This window comes from Rubripirellula tenax (assembly GCF_007860125.1).
GTDB classification, from domain to species: Bacteria; Planctomycetota; Planctomycetia; order Pirellulales; family Pirellulaceae; genus Rubripirellula; species Rubripirellula tenax.
Window position 1 is genome coordinate 664,020 of sequence record NZ_SJPW01000004.1, and the last position, 18,718, is coordinate 682,737.

17 protein-coding genes, 1 tRNA gene and 2 pseudogenes are annotated in these 18,718 nt (G+C 57.5%); 11 read left to right on the plus strand and 9 right to left on the minus strand.

Features of this window, described 5'->3' with window-relative positions:
* Nucleotides 1-2: 2 nt before the first annotated feature.
* Together Poly51_RS17120 and Poly51_RS17125 are read right to left on the minus strand one after the other, a co-directional pair.
* Nucleotides 3-1,337, minus strand: coding sequence for a glycosyltransferase family 25 protein (locus Poly51_RS17120; RefSeq protein WP_146458992.1), 1,335 nt, complete (start codon nucleotides 1,335-1,337; stop codon nucleotides 3-5).
* A 13-nt stretch (nucleotides 1,338-1,350) separates the two neighbouring features.
* Complete coding sequence (locus Poly51_RS17125; protein WP_146458993.1) at nucleotides 1,351-1,923, minus strand: hypothetical protein; 573 nt, start codon at nucleotides 1,921-1,923, stop codon at nucleotides 1,351-1,353.
* On the opposite strand from Poly51_RS17125, the gene Poly51_RS17130 reads away from it, so the two are divergent.
* The 6 genes from Poly51_RS17130 to Poly51_RS17155 all read left to right on the plus strand — a co-directional run bounded on the left by Poly51_RS17130 (nucleotide 1,915) and on the right by Poly51_RS17155 (nucleotide 4,814).
* A complete protein-coding gene (locus Poly51_RS17130) occupies nucleotides 1,915-2,208 on the plus strand; it encodes a hypothetical protein (RefSeq protein WP_146458994.1) in 294 nt (97 codons plus the stop codon). The two genes, Poly51_RS17125 and Poly51_RS17130, sit on opposite strands and share 9 nt — an antisense overlap.
* Nucleotides 2,209-2,214: 6 nt before the next feature.
* A complete protein-coding gene (locus Poly51_RS17135; RefSeq protein WP_146458995.1) occupies nucleotides 2,215-2,568 on the plus strand; it encodes a hypothetical protein in 354 nt (117 codons plus the stop codon).
* A 24-nt stretch (nucleotides 2,569-2,592) separates the two neighbouring features.
* Nucleotides 2,593-3,300, plus strand: a complete 708-nt coding sequence (locus Poly51_RS17140; protein WP_146458996.1) for a hypothetical protein — start codon at nucleotides 2,593-2,595, stop codon at nucleotides 3,298-3,300.
* A gap of 156 nt (nucleotides 3,301-3,456) precedes the next feature.
* A complete protein-coding gene (locus Poly51_RS17145) occupies nucleotides 3,457-3,987 on the plus strand; it encodes a hypothetical protein (RefSeq protein ID WP_146458997.1) in 531 nt (176 codons plus the stop codon).
* A 185-nt stretch (nucleotides 3,988-4,172) separates the two neighbouring features.
* On the plus strand, nucleotides 4,173-4,457 hold the full coding sequence (locus tag Poly51_RS17150; RefSeq protein WP_146458998.1) for a hypothetical protein: 285 nt from the start codon (nucleotides 4,173-4,175) through the stop codon (nucleotides 4,455-4,457).
* 45 nt (nucleotides 4,458-4,502) lie between these two features.
* Nucleotides 4,503-4,814: a hypothetical protein gene (locus Poly51_RS17155; protein ID WP_146458999.1), complete on the plus strand. Its 312-nt coding sequence runs from the start codon at nucleotides 4,503-4,505 to the stop codon at nucleotides 4,812-4,814.
* A gap of 138 nt (nucleotides 4,815-4,952) precedes the next feature.
* On the opposite strand, the gene Poly51_RS17160 is transcribed toward Poly51_RS17155, so the two are convergent.
* The 3 genes and pseudogenes from Poly51_RS17160 to Poly51_RS17170 form a co-directional block, all read right to left on the minus strand.
* Nucleotides 4,953-5,747 carry a hypothetical protein gene (locus Poly51_RS17160; RefSeq protein WP_146459000.1) on the minus strand — a complete coding sequence of 265 codons (795 nt, stop codon included), beginning with the start codon at nucleotides 5,745-5,747 and terminating at the stop codon, nucleotides 4,953-4,955.
* Nucleotides 5,747-6,562: a hypothetical protein gene (locus Poly51_RS17165; RefSeq protein ID WP_146459001.1), complete on the minus strand. Its 816-nt coding sequence runs from the start codon at nucleotides 6,560-6,562 to the stop codon at nucleotides 5,747-5,749. Before Poly51_RS17165 ends, Poly51_RS17160 begins: the two co-directional genes overlap by 1 nt.
* A 105-nt stretch (nucleotides 6,563-6,667) precedes the next feature.
* Nucleotides 6,668-7,051 (minus strand): annotated as a pseudogene (locus Poly51_RS17170) (N-6 DNA methylase); the annotation flags it as partial.
* 34 nt (nucleotides 7,052-7,085) lie between these two features.
* On the opposite strand from Poly51_RS17170, the pseudogene drt2 reads away from it, so the two are divergent.
* The 3 genes and pseudogenes from drt2 to Poly51_RS17185 all read left to right on the plus strand — a co-directional run.
* Nucleotides 7,086-8,360 (plus strand): annotated as a pseudogene (gene drt2, locus Poly51_RS17175) (antiviral reverse transcriptase Drt2); the annotation flags it as partial.
* A gap of 30 nt (nucleotides 8,361-8,390) precedes the next feature.
* The gene (locus Poly51_RS17180) at nucleotides 8,391-8,768 is read left to right on the plus strand and encodes a DoxX family protein (protein ID WP_146459004.1); all 378 of its coding nucleotides are present in this window, start codon (nucleotides 8,391-8,393) and stop codon (nucleotides 8,766-8,768) included.
* Complete coding sequence (locus Poly51_RS17185; RefSeq protein ID WP_146459005.1) at nucleotides 8,761-9,477, plus strand: ZIP family metal transporter; 717 nt, start codon at nucleotides 8,761-8,763, stop codon at nucleotides 9,475-9,477. The genes Poly51_RS17180 and Poly51_RS17185 overlap by 8 nt, the downstream gene beginning before the upstream one ends.
* A gap of 29 nt (nucleotides 9,478-9,506) precedes the next feature.
* Here the strand turns inward: Poly51_RS17185 and Poly51_RS17190 are convergent, their stop codons facing one another.
* Complete coding sequence (locus Poly51_RS17190; protein WP_146459006.1) at nucleotides 9,507-9,821, minus strand: hypothetical protein; 315 nt, start codon at nucleotides 9,819-9,821, stop codon at nucleotides 9,507-9,509.
* 413 nt (nucleotides 9,822-10,234) lie between these two features.
* A tRNA-Met gene (locus tag Poly51_RS17195) sits at nucleotides 10,235-10,308 on the minus strand.
* A gap of 283 nt (nucleotides 10,309-10,591) precedes the next feature.
* On the opposite strand from Poly51_RS17195, the gene Poly51_RS17200 reads away from it, so the two are divergent.
* Nucleotides 10,592-12,400: a prenyltransferase/squalene oxidase repeat-containing protein gene (locus Poly51_RS17200; RefSeq protein WP_246114572.1), complete on the plus strand. Its 1,809-nt coding sequence runs from the start codon at nucleotides 10,592-10,594 to the stop codon at nucleotides 12,398-12,400.
* 3 nt (nucleotides 12,401-12,403) lie between these two features.
* On the opposite strand, the gene lnt is transcribed toward Poly51_RS17200, so the two are convergent.
* Nucleotides 12,404-14,041 carry an apolipoprotein N-acyltransferase gene (lnt, locus tag Poly51_RS17205; RefSeq protein WP_146459007.1) on the minus strand — a complete coding sequence of 546 codons (1,638 nt, stop codon included), beginning with the start codon at nucleotides 14,039-14,041 and terminating at the stop codon, nucleotides 12,404-12,406.
* Between the two features lie 161 nt (nucleotides 14,042-14,202).
* Here lnt and Poly51_RS17210 point away from each other — a divergent pair, with 161 nt between their 5' ends.
* On the plus strand, nucleotides 14,203-16,104 hold the full coding sequence (locus Poly51_RS17210) for a serine/threonine-protein kinase (protein ID WP_146459008.1): 1,902 nt from the start codon (nucleotides 14,203-14,205) through the stop codon (nucleotides 16,102-16,104).
* Between the two features lie 19 nt (nucleotides 16,105-16,123).
* Here Poly51_RS17210 and Poly51_RS17215 read toward each other — a convergent pair whose 3' ends face one another.
* A complete protein-coding gene (locus tag Poly51_RS17215; RefSeq protein ID WP_146459009.1) occupies nucleotides 16,124-18,514 on the minus strand; it encodes a heavy metal translocating P-type ATPase in 2,391 nt (796 codons plus the stop codon).
* Nucleotides 18,515-18,718: the final 204 nt, after the last annotated feature.

Genomic DNA, 18,718 nt, shown 5'->3' on the forward strand with positions numbered 1-18,718 from the left:
GCTCACCCAAACTTCCTAAGATCCGGATTGACGTGTTCGATCGCTGACTGGATTTCATCCTGGGTTGGCGTGATCCCGAGGAACTCGACCAGATTGCTGATCACCTCCTCGGGATACGTCACCAGTTCGGCGAACTCGATCCGGAATACCGGCACTTCGGGATGGTCTGCGATGAAGTTGTCTCGGTGATCGCGGAGACTGCGTTGCAGAACCTCACAGTCCTCGTCGTTCGCCGCGAACCATTGGCCACGATGTTTCGCGCTGCGATTCTGCAGTGAACGAATCGACGCTTCGATGTCTCGTTCGACGGAGATGATTCGCAGTGAATCGCCCAGTCCGGCGTGAAGGTGATTCACGAAGCGACATAGATGCGGATACTTTGCGCCGGAGACAGTCTTGTCGCGGTTGGCTTCCGATTTGCGACTGACGATCCACGACTTGAGCATTTGAGTCAGTTGGTCGTCGCTGACATTCGGATCGGTGGCAGGGAAACGCATCACCTTTTCGCAGAGCTGTGCCAACCCGAGTGCCTCTCCGCCTCCGGTCGCTTCGTAGCCGCCAAGCTGGTTTCCCATGTGAACGCCGAGATGATGCATGACCATGGCGACGCATGATGTGCCGGCGCGGTGCGGGCCGAGGACGGCAAAGAACGGTGCGTCGGAATGATCGGCGTTCTTCGCATCGTTGAAGAACCGCGTTTGACTCCATTTTCGACCGCAGATGTTGGACTTGGTCGGCAGTTGTCCAACGAGCCAACGATCGGGCGTGTAAACTGCGATGGATTCCTTTTGGATGTTCTTTCCTTGAACGAGTGCTTGGTAGCGACGCTGAATCAATCGACCGAGGTGATGGTCGATATGATGCTTGGTGTGCCAATCGTTCCAAGTGAGATGGCGATAGAGTGTCTTCATCGCCTCGCGTCCTCGCACCATGAACGCATGAGTGCGGTTCACGTTGTAGGGCCGGTAGACGTGTTCACTGACTTTGTGTGGCGGGTTCTTGCCGGCGTAAAGGTGTTGTCCGCCCAGGTAGGCCATTCCCCAGTCGGCAGGCAGTTCCGCGATAAACTGTTGCAGCCGTTCGCAGAAGTCGTCGCCGAATCCCGCGTCGTCTTCAAAGACAACGTACGAGTCGATGTGTTCGAGCAGACACTTTTCGAGAATTAGTAAGTGAGATCGGTAGCATCCCCACGCTCCGTTTCCTGCACGCCACTGCGGGGGTGTTGCGACGCGGCGGCCGTCGATCGCGGCGAACCGCTCCGGTTCGGGGAACGGCCAGGGATCGGGGAGTTGCCTCATCCATTCTTGCATTCGATCATCGCGACGATCGAGGTTCATTAGGAAACAGCGTTCAACGATCGAATTCGTCCTCCGGATCGTCTTGGTCTGGTTCGGGTGCCCCTTCAGGGAATTTTCGCTCGTACTTGCGGATGGCAGTGTTGACGAGACTGCGGGCGACTGTTGATGTAAACCTTCCATGCGGGAGTCCTCTTGCTTGGGCTTCTTCGAGTAACCAATCGACGATCGTGTCAATGTTTTGGCGGCAACCGTCGGCACCCCAGTCGTTCATCGTGTCGACACGGGTTTCGCAGTTGCATGTTTCGCTTGGCTTTGCAAACCAAGCGATCATCTTTTTGAGTTCGTTACCGGGACCGGGCCGGTAGCTACTCATCTTCAGCGTCGCCGGCATCGGGTCTTCGTCCGGCATGTAGTTGCGAAGAAGTGCTTCCAACTCGATGACGTTTTGTTTGCGTCGCTTCTTGTTGACCAATGCCATGCCGATGGTGACGACGTTGATCGCGCACGGGTTATCGTTGATCTGGCACGCGTTGCACGCGGTCGGCGTGGTTTGCACGCGACACCCAGCGAGTTGGCATGCCACTTCGCATTGGTTGTCGGGTGTTAGATGTGGACAATGCATCATGCTGTCATCCCCGCTACCGCGCCATCGAATGAACCGGACGAACTGGGTGGGTCGCCGGGGTCTTCACAATCGCTGCTCACCAACTCCCAACCGCACGACCAAATCCACGTGCTGTTGCAAGGTTCACTGGATCCGCTGCTGTCTTCGGATGGTTCCTCGGTTGAATCGCTTTCACTCGGCCGATTGGAGCCATCACTGCTATCGGACGCACTTCCGCTCGGGCGATCGGAACCATCGCTGGGTGGGTCTGAGTCGGATGTCGAGTCGTTGCTCTCGGATGGTTGATCGCTGTTGCTTCCCGATGAATCGCCGACGCTCGGGTCGTCGCTTTCGCTGGGCCGATCACTGTCAGAACCTTCCGATCCCGAGTTGCTAGTCGACCTTGAAGTTGAATCGGAACCAGAGACACTTGATGACGTCGGGACACTGGTCGAGTCATCGCTTCGCGAGTCACTGCCAGAATCCGATGTGCTCGTTGATCGTGAGTTGGAGGCCGATCCGCTATCGCTGTCTGGTTCGGATGCACTTACGCTGCCTGATCCTGAATCACTGCCGGAATCCGATCCGCTGCCTGATGCAGAACCACTTTGGCTCCCACTGGCGGAGGCACTATCCGAGTATGATGCCGAAGCACTCGCTGAGTAACTTTGCGAGTCTGAACTGCGGTCGATGCTTGATTCGCTTTGGGAATCGCTGCCCGACTCGCTGGCTGATGGCGACGTCGAGTCGGATTCCGATTCGGACTCACTTGATACGGAATCGCTTTCGCTACTCGCTGACGAATTCCAACTAAACGAAGGCACGCTCTCCGAGTCTGACTCGCTACGTGACTCACTTTCTGATGTGCTTGATACGGACTGGCTGGATTCAGATGTCGATGATTCGCTGGTCGATGACGCACTCTTGGATGTGGACGATTGCGAACTGCTAATGGATGGCGTGCTGGCTGATTCGCTTGATTGCGAGGTCGATGAATCGCTCGACGAACCGGAATCGCTTGATTGCGAGTTGCTCGTCGACGAATCACTCGCCGATGAACTGGACGCGGACACGCTTGGCAGGCTGATCGACGTACTGGAATCGCTCGATTCGCTTGTCGATGAGTCGCTGGACTGGGAGTCGGACGAACTATCTGACGAATCACTCGATGCGGACGACGACCCATCGGAACTTGATGAACCACTGACGCTGGGCAGGCTGGTCGATGTGCTCGAGTCACTAGACTCGCTGTTGGATGAATCACTCGATTGTGAGTTTGACGAGCTGTCCGACGAATCACTCGAGGCGGACGATGACCCATCGGAGCTGGATGAACCACTGATGCTGGGCAGACTGGTCGAGTCACTTGAATCGCTGTTGGATGAATCGCTTGATTGAGAATTCGACGAACTGTCTGACGAACCGCTCGATGAAGACGAGGAACCGTCGGAACTGGATGAACTGCTTACGCTCGGAAGACTTGTCGAGGTGCTTGAATCGCTGCTGTTCGAGGAATCGCTCGATTGACTACTGCTGACGCTACTGGATGAAGACTTGGAACTGTGGCTTGAATCGCTGCTGCTGGATGCAGATGAACTGAGGGAGGAATCGCTGCTGTCGGATGACGACGAGTTTGAGGATGAATCGCTGCTCGAAGATGACTTTGATGAAGACGACGAACTGCCGGAACTGCTGCTCGATGACGAGCCGCTGCTTGATGAGGACGATGGGCTGCCGGACGACGATGACGACGATCCACTGCTCGAGGAACTAGAACCGGATGAGCTGCTACTGGAAGATGACAGAGAACTGCTGGAACTTGACGACATGCTCGATGAGCTTGAACTGCTCATGCTCGAACTACTCGATGAACCACTGATGCTTGATGAGCTTCCCGATGACGAAGAAGAGGATGATGACGAGGGAGACGACGAGGAACTGCTGGACGATGAATCGCTGCTAGAACTGCTACTGGAACCTGAACTCGACGAACTGCTGGAGCTTGATGAACTGCTCGAACTACTGCTGCCATCACAGCATCGGCAACCGATCGTCAAATACGCCGACGTGTCTTCGTGGAAGTGACAGACAATCTGTTGGCTTGCCAGCAATGCGTAATCGCACACGTTGTAGACCGAGACGGCAGGGCCAATCGGTTTCCATCCACCATCAAACCGAAGTTCGCGAGCCGTTCCCCACGACTTTGCTTTGATACGTTTCGCTGGCTTGCACAGAAGCGTTTGCTTGGGCGGGTCGATCACCCACGATCGTTGACCGTCGAACTGCACTTCCAGGTATTGTTTCGGCGAATCCGCGATCGGTCCGCGAATACGCTGCGCCGAGTGATTTCGAGCGGTGATTCGTACCGTGTCGCCAGCCGGGTCGGTTACCGCATTGATCTCGCCCGCTTTGTCGAGTTGATACAAGTCGCAGTCCGCGCTGCCCGTTCGCATCCCTCGCCGGCCCGCGATGCCACCAATCGGAACCTCGACGAGGTAAACTGGATCAGCGGGCCGGCCGACTCGAACGACCGCCCACTGCAGACCAGTCGTTGAGAGATCTTTCCGCCACAGGATCTGTGCCGAACCGTCGGGCTTGGATTGCAACGTGTCGCCACCGGATTCGGCAACGTCGGCGAAGCGATGCCACGTTTTGGTGACGTCGACCTGCGCCGCGACGACACCATCGAACACGACTCGACCAACTTGGTCCGCCGCGATCGGTTCGATGGCGACGCCAACGCGACCGCTGTGTTCGTCTTCGGTTGGCGTGATGCACTCGATCGTGGCATCACGAACGAAGCGGGCCAGTTCGACGGGGCCGGCCGTTGGATCGGTCAGCGGCGTTTCAAAGCCGACGATGCCGCCGATCGGAACGACCGCGCCGGACTTGTTGTGAACGCGAACCGTTGATGCGTTTCGCAGGTGCGTCCGCGGTCCGCCGCCACCGGGAAGCCGGTTGCGGTGCGACGCATCGGCCGCGGCGAGCAGTCGGTTGTACTCGGTCGCCGAGATGCGAAGCTGATCACCTGGGCGAACGCGTCTTGCCAACTATGAGATTCCTAAAGCGTTAAAGTTGCCTTCGGGGTAGACCTGCTCGACATAAGCCGCCGCCGGTGTTTGCAACACGCGGTCGCCGACGACCTCTTCGTCGTGCTTCACCCAAAGGTAATCCCAGCCTCGTTTATTGACGGTACCGATTTCACCAAGTTGCAGTGCGGCTTGGTTGGGACGAGCGGCGAAGTGATAGGTGATGTCGACCCAGTTGTTGTCGTCTTCACCTCCTTCACCGCCGAGGAACAAGGCTTCGCCGGGGCCAAAGATCGACCAGTCGGTTGAGTTGGTTCGCCCCGTCATCGCGACGACGGCCAGCAAGTAGGACGTCGAGACGAACTCGAACTTCTTGCGGACCGAGAACTCGAAAGCGGGTACGGTGATGTCGACGCCGGACACGCCGGAGTCACTCACGCCGATCGCACCGCGATAATTGGGTGCGGTCTTGCCAGGAGCGGCGTAAATGCCGCGGGTGCCGAGCGACTGATTGACGTGGGTTGTCGCGCCGGTGGTGTTGAACGAAACCGGATCGAGTTTGGTCTCGTTCAGGTTCGCGGTGACGAGTGCGTATTTCTCGTTGATGTGTTCCGCGTCGATTCGCAGGAACGGGATCGTTTCCGGTTGGGTCGTGCGGAAGTGTTGCAGCAACGCGGCGGCAGCGGCGGCCGGATCGACTCCGCCACCACCGGAATTTGCCACGTAGGAAACCGTGTCGGTCGTTTGCGTTCCACGAGTTGCCTTGGGGGACAACGCCGCGACCTCGAAGTTGTATCCGCCAGCAGAGATGCTCATCAGCTAAACACCAGCCCGCCGCCGCTGGACCGTTCGGCGAGCTTGCGGGTGTTGTGAGCGGTTTCGACGATGGCTCGTTGGACGTCTTCGCTTAGTCCGAGGCCGGAGCGTTCGCCGGTTTGATCGAGGTTACTGCTTCCGCCGGCGAGCAATTCGTTGGACTTCATGAGGTATTGTCCGATGGAGATAAGTCGATCGTTGAGTTGTTGTAAGCCCGATTCGATGTTGTCGGCGGGCAGTGGTTCAGCGAGCGGTTCTGCGACAAGGGATGGTTCTTCGATGGCGACGTTTGCATCCGCCTCGGGTTCTGGTTCCTCGATCACCAATTGCGGCGCGGCGATCACTTCGGGCTCGTTGTCGAGCTGGATTGGCTCCAGTTTTTCCGCAGGTTGTGGATTGCCGAGCGGTTCGATGCGCCGGGCACCGCTGCCGAAGTCCAGTCCGCGGGAATCGAATTTGCCGGTGACCGATTCGCCGGTGGATTCACCAACGTCGGTACCGGCGAAGTTGTCGATCGAGGCTTGGGCCTCGCGATTCAGTTCCAAGGCAACGGCATCGTCTTCGAGCGTTGCTGGCGGGAGGTCGACCTCGCTGGCTGCCCCCGCTTGGTCGCTAATCGCGGCAGCTTTGGCTTCGATTGCGGCGATGCCGGCTTTCAGCTTTTCGATACGTTCGTCATCGGGTTCATTTTCGCCGGGGATTCCCACTTCGGCTTGAGCGGCTTCGAGGGACACTTTGGCTTCGCCGATCGCGGCAGCAAGGTCATCGGAGATTTGTGGTGAATCGTTCGTCTCGCTATCGAAAGGTGGTTTCAAACCCGATGGTCAACTCTCTGGCGAAACTTGCCGGGTCGGCTGTCCGCGAACCGCAGCAACATCGATTGAATCTGCTCGCCGAAACACTCTGACCAACGCGCAACCTCATGGTAGCGGCGGGAGACCAAGCTCTTTGAGGTAGCTGTTGTGTTCTGACTTGGCCTTTTCGATCTCGGCTTCAATTGCGACAAGCTTGCGATGTGTTTCGGCTAAGTCGATTTGGACCTCAGGTTCGGCGGTGCTGACGTAGCGGGAGATGTTGAGGTTGTAGTCCTCTTCGTCGGCGATCTTCGACATCTCTATGCGGGCGGAGAAGCGGTCTTCGATCCGGCGATGCTGGTAGGTGTCGATGATCTTGTCGATGTGCGTGTCTGACAGGAAATTCTGTCGCTTGCCTTTCTTGAAATGTTTTTCGGCGTTGATGAACAGCACGTCGTCGGTTCGCTTGCACTTCTTCAGCACCAAAATGCAAACGGGGATTCCGGTGCTGTAAAAGACTCCGCCGGAATTACGGCGTCGGGGCTATCGTCATTTTGACGATGTGTGGCATGGTCTGGACAACCAGACTCAAGAATTCAAGCCGAAGGATGTCGCGATACATCCTTTCTTGCCGTTCATCGGCCGGACCAAGATCGAGCGGCGTTACAAACGCGACCTCGGTAAGGTGAAGCCGAAAGAACGGCCGCTTCGTTATGCGGCACACAAAGATGCCCGTATCTATTCGCGTTACGCCCAGATTGTCAGTCAACTATACGAGCATCAACTAGCGGAGCTTGGCATCGCCCAGTGCGTGCTTGCCTACCGCAAAACGGCAGCCAAGGCCAGCAACATCACCGCAGCCAAAGAAGCCTTCGACTTCATCGAGACCTTTGGCGAATGCGATGTCGTGACCGTTGATGTAACGTCGTTTTTCGAGAACCTTGACCACGAACGGCTGAAGGAATTGTGGTGTCGAGTGCTGGGCTGCGAAAGAATTCCATCTGATCACTTCGCGATTTTTAAGCAGCTTACTCGTTACCGATTCGTCGACCTGGATCGTTTCTTGGACGAAGCCGAAATCAAGAAAGCATCGCTATCGCGAAAGTCGCAACCGGGCCAAACGCGGAAGCGACTAAGTGACATGGATCGCCTGCGTGAGCTGTTTAAGCGGGAGGGCGTCGTCCAAAAACATGACGAAACGGCCGGAATTCCCCAGGGTTCGCCGGCGAGTGCTGTCTTGTCGAATTTGTACATGCTTGATTTCGATGCGGCTCTTGCTTCGTACGCTGACGAGATCGGTGGACTCTATCGCCGCTACTCGGATGACATCTTGATCGTTGCTCCGGTAGGCATGGCGAGCGATGTGATTGCCCGCGTTCGGGACGAGCTTGAAGCAGTCGACTTGAAAAGCAACAAGGACAAAGAGAGTTTTCACGAGTTCCGGGTAGATGATGAGCTCGCACTTCGGGCAGATATTCCTGTCGAGTATTTAGGCTTTGAGTTCGATGGGGCTCGAACGGTGCTGAAGCAAAAAACGATCACTCGCTATCAACAGCGAGCAACACGTTTGGTCAAGAATCTTCGCCGCGCCGCACAGTGCCGCGGCAAGAAGCGTGTCAATCGGAAAAAGATCTTTGATCGCTGCACACACATCGGGCGTCGGAATTTTGTTTCCTACGCTCGCCGATCGGCGAAAACCTTCTATCCCGATAGCCCGAAGCGGAATCCAATCATGCGACAACTTCGCAATCATGTGAAATTCGTCGAAAAACGGATCGAACGAGCTGAGGTATGGCTGGGCGAAAATGTTTCGACGTAATTGCCGATCTTGCTCTGGTCTGGTTCTAGCATGACAGCCGTCTCTCGTTTTGTCATCTCGCTGCTATTCATCGCCGCCGGCGTGAATCACTTCGTGTCGCCGGACATGTACTTGAAGATCATGCCGGCGTATTTGCCTTGGCCGTTGTTTTCGGTTTACGTGTCGGGGTTCTTTGAAATGGCTGGCGGGATTGGCGTTGCGGTGCCGAAGCTGCGGCGGGCGGCGGGGTGGGGATTGATCGCGTTGTTGGTGGCGGTGTTTCCGGCGAACGTGGAGATGGTTTTGCACGCGGATCGGTTTCCGGAGATTCCGTTTTGGGCGTTGGTGGCTCGGTTGCCGCTGCAGGGCGTGTTGATCGCTTGGGTTTGGTGGGCGGCGGTGAAGCGGGTGGGGGCGACGGATGAGTGAGCTAATTCAGGTGTTGGTGATGACGACGATCGCGGGGGCGGCGATGCCGGTCGGTGGCGTGCTCGCGATGTTCGAGCGGATTTCGCCGCAGTGGATCGAGGACGAGTTCCGGCACAGCGTGATCGCGTTCGGCGGCGGCGTGTTGATCTCGGCGGTCGCGTTGGTGTTGGTGCCTGAGGGCGTGCGTGAGTTATCGCTCGGCTGGATCGTGCTGGCGTTCTTGATCGGTGGCATCGCGTTTTGGGGTTTGGAAACGGTGCTGGCTCGATCGAAGAGTTCGGCCGCTCAGTTGGTCGCGATGGTGTCGGATTTCGTTCCCGAAGCGATCGCGTTGGGCGCGGCGTTCGCTCATGGCGAAAGCACGGGCGCGTTGCTGGCGCTCTTGATCGGGTTGCAAAACTTGCCCGAGGGTTTCAATTCGTTTCGAGAGTTGAAAGCCAGCGGCGGAAGTTCCGATTGGAAGATCGTCGGGTTGCTGTGTGCGTTGGTGCCGCTGGGGCCGATCGCCGGTTGGATCGGATTCAGCTATCTGTCGGCGTACCCCAAACTGGTCGCATTCATCATGCTGTTTGCCGCCAGCGGAATTTTGTATCTGACGTTCCAAGATCTCGCACCGCAAGCCAAAGACGGCGACCGCAAGCTGCCCGCCGTCGGAGCCGTGCTGGGGTTTCTGCTCGGCGTCGTCGGCCAAGTCCTGCTGGACGGCTGAGTGTTCATTTCGCCGCGACGAAGCCCTGATCAGGCGTCTCGTTCTGCCCACCATTTGGCGTAGGGTGTGTTCTCAACCAGGCACCGGGTGAAGTCGGTGTCGTCATCCCACCAAGTCGGGCCGCGTTCTCCGAGAGAAATTTTGGCGGCGTTCACGCGGGCACGTGCGACGGTCAGGGCGGCATCATCGTCGGCCCGTTTGGCGACGCCAACCTGGCGACGAGCGGCCATCAATTCATTCACAAACCTCTGACGCTCGGCCTCGTCAAGGTTCGGATTCGTGCAACGCCACAGACGTTCTTGGTGGACAAAGTAGCGGCCGTCAGGGGTAGTCGGATACTTCAACAGCGGCTCTCAAACGCGAAAACACTTTTCTCGGCTTCTCCAAATCAACTTAACGCTATCGGGCGATTTTGAGCGACCGTCTGGCCGTCTCAATCGGTCACGACCCAGAAAGACAAACGATTTGCAGCGTCAGATGCGTTTCCCAACCCGACCCAAAGAGAGAACCGAACAGCTCGTAACCCAAGAGGCCTAAGAAACGGAGAACGTAAGAAATCCGCCCCAGAACCGGTTCCAGCCGCCACCGACCCGTTCTCGGGTCATCTCTCAACTAGAACCGAGAAAGAAAACCGCCCCCGGCCAATCGGCGTAAGTCGTTCGTAGATAACGGGATAAAACGAAAAAAGCCGACGTGCAAAACACGTCGGCTTTTCGTTTACCCGACGGTCGGAACTAGTTCCAACCGTTCTAAGAAGTTGCGGGAGCCGGATTCGAACCGACGACCTCGAGGTTATGAGCCTCGCGAGCTACCGGGCTGCTCCATCCCGCGGTGATGTTTTCCGAAACAGTCCCGAAGACTGCCTCGACTGACGCTTTATCGGATATCGGCTCCTGATTGTCAACGGCCGTACGGGGTTCTTGAAAATGATTGTTTTTCGATACCCGCGGATCCGGTTTATCCATCATAATCGGGTTGGCTTCGCTACCAAGTCCGTCGAGTTGGCTTTCGATCGACTCTGGCCTTATCCTAGAGCCAGCCAAAATGCGAAATAAGCATCATTGGCCCTTTTCCTCTTCTCTTCCCACTGGCTGGTCACTGACCGATCGAAACGATGTCGGAAACAGACTTTCATCGCGATCCGACGTCAACCGATTCGATCGGACATGGACAGACTGGCATCGGACGCTCGGCGCCACCTCCACCACCCGTGATGGGTCCACCGATTTCAGCGGCTCCGCCGCCAGTCGAACAACCGGTGATCCCGGCACCACCGCCGGTAGCCCCCAAGCCTGATGCCGGTCCGCCTGCGCCGACGATCAAGCGCAGCGATGTGCTGCCGGCCAATCGCGCCTCGGTGGTACCACCGCCTCCGCCGCCTCGATCCACTCTTCCGCCGGTACGCCCGGCCACATCGGACACTCGCGTCGGCAATGGCATCGGATCGGCGAAGGGCGTCCGTTGGCGGGGCGAGTTGGAACCGATTCAGACGCGTACGAAGCCATCGTCGACGGTGGCGGACTCTGATCAAGTCGACGATCTGAGCGATCCGGGAACGGACCGGCGCGGGTTCACTGCACCGCCGTGGTTGGTCAGCTTGGTGATCCACCTGATCTTCTTGCTGGTGTTGGCACTGATCACCACACCCGTTGGATCAGGCATCGGAAAGATGATCCTGACGATTGGGCAGAATGACGGCGACAAGAAAGATGAGATTGTTGAGTTTGAAATTTTGTCCAACGATACAGAGTTCGAATTGGATTCCATGGTCGAATCCGACTTCGATACAGAAGTCGATACAGAATTACCAACTGTCTTTGAAACTGCTGCGACGGAAATGACGCCTGAGTTGGTGCCGTTGGCGTTCGGAGACTCTGCATCGGAAATCGCTCAACCGATGTTCGGCGGCCGCACCGGTGCGATGAAGGCGTCTTTGTTGGCGAAGTTCGGCGGAACTGCGGAAACGCAAGAAGCGGTCAAGCGAGGCCTCGAGTGGCTGAAACGCAATCAATCGCGTAAAGGCGGTTGGAGCATGAAGGGTCCGTACCGTGACGGCAACCACGCCGAGAACGAAGCATCGGCAACCGCGATGGCAATGCTGGCGTTTCTGGGTGACGGACATACGCATCGCAGCGGCGACTACACCGACGAGATGGAAAAGGCGATGAAGTACTTGGTCAGCCTGCAAGACCGAAGTGGCTTCATGGCGGGAAAAGCACGCGGACACGAGCAGATGTATTCGCAAGCGCAAGCGACGATCGCGCTATGCGAGATGTACGGCATGACGAAGGATTCCTGGCTGCGTCCGCGAGCGGAGCTGGCCGTCGAATTCGCGGAAAAAGCGCAGTCGAGCCAGGGCGGATGGCGCTACACGCCGAACGAAGATTCCGATACGTCGGTGACGGGTTGGTTTCTGCTGGCGTTGATGAGTGCCAAGAGTGCGGGCCTTGAAGTCAACGATTCAAAGCTGCGAGCGGTCGGCAAGTATTTGGACACCGCAGAATCCTATGAGGGTGCGGCGTACTCGTACCAGCCTCGAGGCAACCCGTCGCCGGCGATGACGGCGGAAGGCTTGCTGTGCCGCCAATACCTGGGTTGGCGTCGAGATGATTTGCCGATGATTCGCGGAGTCGAGGCTTTGTCGATGGATTATCCGTTCGACGTGAACGACCAGGATGTCTACTACTGGTACTACGCGACGCAAATGCTGCATCATTTCGGCGGTTCCCCTTGGCGAAACTGGAACGAGACGATGAAGGTCGAGTTGCCAAAAATGCAAACTCGCGGTGGTCGCGAAGACGGAAGCTGGCCGCCGCAGGGCGATGCGTATGGTTCGTATGGTCGCATCTACACGACGTGCCTGTCGATCTATTGCTTGGAAGTCTACTATCGTCACTTGCCGCTTTACCAAGTCCAAGAGTAGTCGTCACGAAACGACTTTTCGCCGCTTGATGAAGAATGCGGTGACGATAACACAGCACCAGGCGGGGATGTCACCGATTTTGACGTAGACGGTGTCTCGAGCATCCGCTCTCGGAGTCGCAATCAGTGTTTCGTTGACTCCCGTCGCCAGCCGCGCGACGACATTGCCGTTGGAGTTGATTTGCGCGGTCGGCCCATTGTTGGCGGCCGAGACGATGGGCCGGCGAATTCCGACGGCGACCATTTGTGCACAGCGAAGATGGTGTTCGATGATGGACGAGTCATCGAACCATCCGTCGTTGGTGACTGTGACGACGACATCGGGCACGGCGCCGGTACGCGACAGGGCGCGCATTTGATTGACGGTGACTCGTTCGACGGCGGTTTCAATGCAAATGTTTGGCGAGACATCGATGCCAGCGATATGCATTCGCTTGCCACCTTCGCCGACGTTCAAGTGGGGAATCCAGGATCCGATCACCGGCAACTGGCTGATCCATGGAATGTTTTCGCCGACGAGAACCAAGTGGGTTTTCCCATACCAGTCCGCCAGATCTCCATCGGCGCCGACATGAACCACCCCGCTATACAGTTCGATAGGATCGTCGTAACGGATGACTCCGCAGCCGGCCAGGAACTCGGGAGGTTTTCGGCCGGGTTTGGCGGCGATCATCATTTGCTGAATCGAACGCGACCGTTGGTTGAAATACTGTTGGTGTTCGACGATTCCGGCTTGGAATTCCGCTGGCGTCATGGAAGCTTCTTTGGGAACCGGCGCGTTGGGCGGCGCGGTCATCCATGTTGCTGAACCGGTAAACATCGATTCGGGCCAAACGACCAGATCGATCGGTTTGTCCGATTCGCCGACGGCTTCGATAGCTTGCCGGGCATAGTTTCGAAAGATCTCTTCTTGGCGTTCGCCGCTTTGTTCGTAGACGACTTCTTCGTCACGCTGAAGTAACGCGATCGTCGCGAGTGGTTCACCGAGCGGTTGCGAGAGTCGCCAGTACCCGTATCCGCACGTTGCGATCAGAGCTAACGAGGCAATCGATGTCGCGATCAGCATCGACCGGCGATCGGCGTTGCCCCGGTACCGCCGGAACTGCAGGAACGTCGCGACGTTGCAACACATCAACACCATCCCGATGCCGTAGGACCCGAACAGGTCGGCGATTTGAATCATCATGGGCACGCCAACCAAAGCATGACCGAGCATGGCGGCGGAGATCCCGGTGAGGAAGTAGTTGCGAATCAACTCGGTCGCGACCCATACGATCGGAGCGGCGACGTAGAGCGGTATCCGACGAGCAACTGCGCGACGACAAATGCCGACGAACGCAACATGGTAAACGGCTAAGTAGGCGGCCAAGAGGATCCAGCAGAGATACATCGCCGGGTGGGCATGACGGAGTCCTTGGAGCGTGACCAACCAATAGACCGTCGAGGTCAGCCAGATGGCGAGGTAACCACGACGATCCAACGGAGTATCCGTCGCGATCAAGAACAACCAGGGGATCACGGCGACGAAGGCGACTGGCCACCAACCCAGCGGCGGCCCCGTCACCCAAAGCATAACGGCGGAAATCATCGCGATTTGGGCGATTCGTTTGGGCGGCGCGGAATTTGGTTTTTCTTCGTCCATGGCGGGGCAATCGTAGCAGAGTGCGGGTAACGGTCGAAGATCGGTTGCGGGCAGCCGATGGAAGGTATTTGGGCTGCGGCGTCGCGAGGCTGACGAGGGTGGTTTAGAATGGCACTCGCACGGAACTGCGATTCTCTATGCTTCTCTTTTTGTGATGAACGATGCCGCCTGACGAATACCTAGGCCCATACAAGCTCGGCGAATTGATCGGTCGCGGGGGTATGGGCGTTGTCTACGCAGGACAGCACATCAAGAGCGGCGAGCGAGTTGCGGTGAAGTTGATCGCGGCTCACGTGTCGGATGATCAGCGTTTTCGGCGTCGATTCGCGGCCGAGATTCGGGCTTTGAAGATGCTGCGGCACAAGGGCATCGTTCGTATCATCGGCGAGGGCGAGGACAACCAGGGTCGGTTGTTCTATTCGATGGAGTTGATTTCGGGCGAAACGCTGCAGGCGTTGATACGGCGGCTCAAGAAACTGCCGGTCCCGATGGTTCTTGACCTTTCGGTCCAGATCGCATCCGCATTGAAGCACGCACACGATATCGGCGTGACGCATCGTGATTTGAAACCTGCCAATTTGATTTTGACCGACGACGGCACCATCAAGCTGGTCGACTTCGGCATCCCGAAGGTGTTTGGTGACAGCAGCGAACAGACTCAATCGGGGTCCGTGCTGGGTACGCCCGATTACATGGCGCCCGAACAGGCCGTTGGTGGACCGATCACTCCGCGGACCGATCTGTATTCGCTTGGCAGTGTCATGTACGCGATGTTGCTGGGACGTGCGCCGTTCAAGGGACGATCATCAACGGAGGTGATAGACGCGTTGATGCGAGACCGTCCGATCCCGTTGGATTTGGTCAACTCGGCTTTGCCCGAAGAGTTGACCGCGATCGTGCACCAGATGTTGGAAAAGAAGCCCGAGGATCGTCCACCGACGGCATTGTCGGTGATGAAACGGTTGAAGTTGATCCAATCAACGTTTGCGCGGGACGCGACTCTTTCATCCGATTCGGCTCTGACCGACGCGGGTAAGAAATCGGCAACATCGGATACCAATATTGTCGACCCGGTCACCCATGGTTCGGGCGACGTCGCCAAGGCAGCCGCAAAACGCGACTCCGTCAGCACCGCGCCACAAGACCCGCGCAGTGACTCCGGTAGATCCGATCCGACCAGCAGCGATGTGGCGGCGGACCAGTCGACGCGGATGGCGGGTGAAACCAACCACGACCGTTCGTCGCCGGTCGCGCGAACGGTCGTCTCACGCGGCGGCAACACCGTTCGCGCGGAGGCTTCAGATTCGTCTGACACGTCCGCGACGGCACCAGGCGGTTCAGAATCCGAAACGAGAGCACGGTTTACCACCGTGGGCAACCTTGGCACCGAACACACCACAGCGACGGACGCAAAGAGCTCTTCACAATCGCTTTTGCATGGATCGCTTCTCGTCGTGATGGTCGTGGTCCTGCTTGCGATCGGATACACGTTTTACCGGTCGATCCAACCGCCTACGCCAGAAAAACTGTATGCGTCGATCCTATCGTCGGGCGATCTGGCGAAGATGAACGCGTTCATACGACAGTATCCTAACGACGGTCGGATCGAAGAAGTTCGCGACCTTGCCAACGAAGCGACGTTGTCGGCAACATTGAATCGACTACGGGTGCAGGCAAAAATCGGTTTGGTTGAAATGGGACCGGCCGAAGAGGGTTTCATGGTGGCGATGAAGAATCGAAAAACTGAACCGATCGAGACCGCAGAGCGGATCGAACATTGGATCAACGCGTTTGAGAACTCCATTGCCGATGATAGCGAAAGTCTCGGCGAGCTACTTCAACTCGCTCGGCACGAACAGAGAGTCTTGCGACGTCGATCGCCAATGATTGTGATGGATCCGCGAACCAGCAAACTGATCGAAGACATCCGTGCGGCGGCCGAATTCCTTGATGCTGATGAAGCGAAAAAGAAGCTCAACGGCATCGTTGAAACATTCGCAAACGAGCAGTGGGCTAAACCGGCAGTGGACGAAGCCCGTCGGCGTCTTGAATTGTTGAAATAGCGAAAACGCACGGACATGATTAGGTCAACTTCGCCGCACGTAGCCGCAGTGCATTGGCGATCACGGAAACGCTGCTGAGACTCATCGCCGCAGCTGCAACCATCGGGCTTAGCAGCACGCCGAAGACGGGATACAGCAGACCCGCAGCGATGGGAATTCCCAGTGCGTTGTAGACGAAGGCAAAGAACAGATTCTGGCGAATGTTGCTCATTGTCTTGCGACTCAAGTGGGCGGCCGCCGCAACACCGCGCAGATCGCCGCCAACCAGGGTGATTCCCGCCGATTCGATCGCGACCCCCGTACCCGTTCCCATCGCGATGCCGACATTGGCTTCGGCAAGTGCGGGCGCGTCGTTGATCCCGTCGCCGCACATCGCAACGGTTTTGCCTTTCTTTTTGAGCTTGCGAATGAAGTCATGCTTGTCGGCAGGTGAAACGCCGGCATGAAATTCGTCGATGCCCAACTTCGTCGCCACGGCGTTTGCAGTCGGCTGGGCGTCGCCGGTTAACATCACGATCTTAAAACCGAGTTCATGCAGCGACTTCAACGCAACTGGCGTGCTGTCCTTGATGGGGTCCGTGATCGCTAGAACCGCCGCCAGCGTTTTGTCGATCGCCACGAACACGACCGTCGCGCCTTCGGCCTGATGCGATGCCGCGAACTCTTGTCCCCCATCCACGCCCTCGATTTTCTGTCCGTTTAGCAAGTCCGCGTTGCCGATCAGCACTTTGTTTTGGCCGACATCAGCATGTACGCCGCCGCCGGTGATGCTGTTGAATCGCGATGCTTCAACGACTTCCAAGCCATCGGATTTCGCACGGCGAACAATGGCTTGGGCCAACGGGTGTTCGCTCTGAGTTTCGACGGCCGCGCACAGTTTTATTACGTCTGCTTCGTTCCAATCGCCAAACGTCTTGACGCGGGTCACCTCGGGACGCCCTTGTGTCAGCGTCCCGGTTTTGTCAACGACGATGGTGTCGACATTCTGCATGAGTTCCAGTACTTCGGCATTTTTGATCAGCACACCTTCGGATGCGCCGCGACCGACACCCACCATCACCGACATCGGCGTTGCCAACCCCAGTGCGCACGGGCACGCGATGATCAACACCGCAACGGCCGCCACGAACGCGTGCGCAAGTCGTGGCTCGGGACCGAACATCGCCCACCCGATGAACGCCAGGATCGAGCACGCGATCACGACGGGCACAAAGTAACGAGCGACGACGTCGACCAGTTTTTGGATCGGCGCGCGGCTGCGCTGCGCATCGGCGACCATTTGGACGATGCGGTTCAAAACGGTATCGCCGCCGACACCGACAGCTTCCATCACCAATGCGCCCGTCTGGTTGAGCGTCCCACCGGTGACTTCGTCACCTTCGACCTTGGTCACCGGCATCGGTTCGCCGGTCAACATCGACTCGTCGACGCTGCTGGCCCCGCTGAGAACTCTTCCATCGACGGGGACCTTTTCGCCCGGACGAACTCTCAATCGATCGCCCTTTTGGACGGCATCCAACGGGACGACTTCTCCGCCATCGCCGACAATTCGGTGGGCGGTTTCGGGTGCCAGCTTCATGAGTTCGCGAATCGCGCTACCGGTCTGTTGTCGTGCTCGCAATTCCAACACTTGCCCTAGCAACACCAGCGTGATGATCACCGCGGCGGCTTCGAAATACAGCGGCGGCACGCCATGGTCGAAGAACGCCTTCGGGATCACGCCGGGCACAAGCACGACCACCAGACTGAACGCGTACGCGGCCAGCGATCCCACCGCGATCAGCGAGAACATATTTAAATTCATCGTTCGAAACGACTTCGCGCCGCGAACCAACAGTGGCCATCCGCACCAAAACACAACTGGGGTCGCTAGCGCGAATTGAATCCAACCCGCAACGCTGCTCGACATGAAATCGCCGATCCGCAATCCGGCCATCGGCCCCATCGCGATTACCAATAGCGGCACCGACAAGGCGACACCCGTCCAAAAACGCCGCTTCATGTCGGCATACTGTTCGTCATCGGCGTCGCTAGACAATGTGACGACGGCTGGTTCCAAGTCCATCCCGCAGATCGGACAATCGCCGGGTCCGATCTGTTCGATTTCCGGATGCATCGGACAGGTGTAGATCGCGGACGCGTCAGCGGGGGCCAACCTATTTCCGTTTGTCTTGGTCGCGGATCCGCCGCAGCAAGAATGAGCCCCGTCTGCTTGGCTGCCCGTTGTTCCCGCTTGTTTCTTGGCGGCGAAGGCCGAAAGAACGTTCACGGGATCGGCTTCGAATTTTCGCTGGCAGCCCTCACAGCAAAAGAAGAACGACTTCCCACCGTGGTCGCTGTGGCGCGAATCCGCCGGATTGACTGTCATTCCACAGACCGGATCAACGGCGGTGATTTGTATCGAGTCCATCGTTGAATCCTTCGGTGTCAGTTTGGCAAGTCGCGAGTGGCCCCGTATGAGTACGCAAGTTGTATGCCGCGGCTAGCTAGTGTCTGTCCGGAAATCACTCCGAGTGCGATTTCCTCGGGGTGAGCTTACGAGTTTCAGTCGCGAAGATTCGGATTCCGAGTAGCGGGCGAAGTGATTTCCGGCTTCTCTACATGTTTTGCGAGC